Below are 2,068 nucleotides of genomic sequence, written 5' to 3'. Positions count from 1 at the left end.
TCCCGTCTCCCGTCTCCCGTCTCCCGTCTCCCGTCTCCCGTCTCCCGTCTCCCGTCTCCCGTCCTTCCCGTTCAGCTTAGCGCGAACGCGACCGAGCTCCGCCAGCCGGTCGACGATTGGCAGTGCGCCTTACGGCTACCGGAGCGGTCTGGGACGCTGGCCCTGCGCCCCCCAGGAACAAGGTGGCTCGTATTTACGCAAATAATTCACCTAGTCCAGGATTTGGATGGAACATGTGGTCGGAACAGGCGTTCATCCTGAAGGGTACATACTTTACTGTAACTAGACAGGTGCAGGTGCCTTGGGTACTGCCCGGTATATACTGGATTCTCTGGGAGATCGATACTGCCGGTTCAGTGCCTGAATGGAATGAATCTGACAATACGGTGCATTCAAAGATGTTCCTAAATGTCCTAAACTGCTGAGCGGTTTGGTGGCGGTGGTGGTGTGCAGTGTGGTTGTGTTGCAGGGCAGTGTAGTTGCGCTGCAGATGGGAATAACAACCCCACGTGGAGGAAGGACGGAAGATGACAGATAGATCGCGTTCGCGATGGGCCAGGAAGAAAGGGGGGGGGTACGCGACCACCGGAAGAGTACCGGAGATGCTGACCGCCGTAGTCGCTTGCTTTGGTTTGAGCTGTAGTGCAGTTGAGAAGGATGTTGGTCCGTCGTCGAGCCCTGCGACGACACAACTAACTGTGCGAACCGAGAACAAGACTTTCGCAAGCACGCGTCCGGCGACGTTGAAGGCTGTGTTCGGCAGGAACGAGGAGTTTAGCCTGCGAATTCACGCTATGGACGGAGCAGGAGCAGAGGGATGGTTGCTTGAGGCGGGGCTGGAGAGGTTCCAGATCGACGAGGGTGTGATAAACGTGCCAGTGGGTTTGGGTCCGGGGGTTGGTCGGACGGTGGCTGGCATGGCGGTCATCATGACCGGTATGCGCGGGGCGGACACGAAGCGGGCGACGAGCGGTAGAGTGGAGCTTAGACCGGCCGGTGCAAGTGGTTTGGTGGGCATGGCGTGGACGGACTTGGAAGGGCTAGCTCAGGTGAAGATTGAGGGAAAGATTGGGGTCGAGTGCCTGGTACCCGTGTCCGAGCTGCGCAATTTCGGTACAGCAATATCGACGGCAGGGCGAACGCAGGCGGTAGGAGGGGCCTTGGTCATGGATCGCGAGTTGGTTTCGGCGCCATGCCGGTCTGTGAACCTGGCTCAATGGCGACGCTGATGGCTTTTTCGAGCCAGCCTCGTGCTCGCGTAAGAGAGAACAAGGATAAAGAGCATTGGGGGCGAAGACGCCGTGAAAGCGCGTCAGGTGGAAGTAGGGGGCGCGGCGGCGGCGGCGGCGACCTGACCCGCGTTGAGGCTTGGGATATCCGGGCGGGTGCGGTGGTGGCGGCTCGCAGCTGGAGCCCACGGGCACCGGCCGGACTTTTTCGCGTCCCTACGGGCTCCTGATGTGCCGGAGCCGCACAACGGCGCGGCAAAGGTACACGAACCCAAGCGCTGAACGTGCAGCGCTGCGTGGGACTGCGAAGGTCCCGTCGGGTGCTGCTCGGATCGGAGGCGGCTCGCTGAAGACCGCTAGCCGGGCGCGGCCGCAGCGCCGTGTGGAAGTGGCACATGAACCAGGTCCCGCCCGGCCGGCCCGCCCTCGACCGGAGTGAAACAGGAAGCAACGGCGAGAGGCGCAGCGTGTTGCCGATCGAGCAAAAGCGCGTCTATTCGGCGCGTTCACGCCTTGGGGTTCCGAGCGGTCCTAGCCCGACGTTTTTTTGCGGCGCGCTCTTTGGCTTCCTTGACTCGGTAGCTATTGGCCTCGATGGGGATGAGTTCACATCTGTGGATGAGGCGGTCGACGAGGGTGACGACACAGGCGGCGTGGGGGAAGACGTCGGGCCACTCGCTGAAGGGTTTGTTGGTGGTGAGCACGATTGGTTTGAGGGCGTCGTAGCGCTGGGTGACGACCTCGAAGAGCAGGTCGGCGTAGCGGCTGTCGTAGGACAGGTATCCGACCTCATCGATGCAAAGAAGCTGCGGCCGTGTGTAGTGTTTGAGCCGGCGTTG

At 61.4% G+C, this 2,068-nt stretch carries 1 protein-coding gene; it reads right to left on the bottom strand.

The annotated features are described in order from the left end of the window. Positions 1–1,735: 1,735 nt before the first annotated feature. On the bottom strand, positions 1,736–2,068 hold a 333-nt coding region (locus MJD61_05475), incomplete at its 5' end, for an ATP-binding protein (GenBank protein ID MCG8554727.1).

Source organism: Pseudomonadota bacterium, from assembly GCA_022361155.1.
Taxonomy (GTDB): domain Bacteria; phylum Myxococcota_A; class Polyangia; order Polyangiales; family JAKSBK01; genus JAKSBK01.
Note: the sequence above shows the minus strand (reverse complement) of the source record. Positions and strands in the feature narration are given on the sequence as shown.